Origin of the sequence: Corynebacterium tuscaniense (genome assembly GCF_008693065.1) — a bacterium.
Lineage (GTDB): Bacteria > Actinomycetota > Actinomycetes > Mycobacteriales > Mycobacteriaceae > Corynebacterium > Corynebacterium tuscaniense.
Genome location: NZ_VXKH01000220.1, coordinates 1 through 512, shown reverse-complemented (window position 1 = coordinate 512; position 512 = coordinate 1). Strand labels below are relative to the sequence as shown.

General features: G+C 46.9%; 1 protein-coding gene. It reads left to right on the top strand.

Features of this window, described 5'->3' with window-relative positions:
• Positions 1-185: 185 nt before the first annotated feature.
• Positions 186-512: Mur ligase domain-containing protein (locus F4V54_RS11375; protein WP_249041312.1), on the top strand; the 327-nt coding region annotated here is incomplete at its 3' end.

Sequence of the window (512 nt, the reverse complement as noted above, 5' to 3'; positions counted from 1 at the left end):
GGGGAGTTATGTGCATATTGAGTTGAGATAATTTAGAATTTAGAATTTAGAGTTTAGAATGAAAAAGATTCTGTGATTGCCGATTGAATGATTAAGTGATTAAAAAGAGTGTTGATTGGAGAGAATCGACTAATCGGAAATCATTAAATCACTGAATAGATAGGAGCTAAAATTAATAAGTTGAGATGAATTTAAGAGAGCTGTTAGACGGGGTTGCCTGCGAGGTCGTGCAAGGGAGACCGGATGTAGAGGTTAAGATGATACACTTCGATTCGAGAAAGGTCGGAGAGGGAGATTTGTTTGTTGCCCAAAGGGGAGTGAGTGCGGATGGACACGGGTATATCGGGAAGGCCGTGGCGGCAGGAGCTGTAGCGGTTGTCTGCGAGGAGGTGCCGGGAGAGTTGAAAGAGGGGGTAGTTTACGTGAAGACGGGCAATTCTTCGGAGGCGCTGGGGGTGATGGCCTCTAATTTTTACGGGAACCCGTCCCGCCGGATGAAGGTGGTCGGGGTG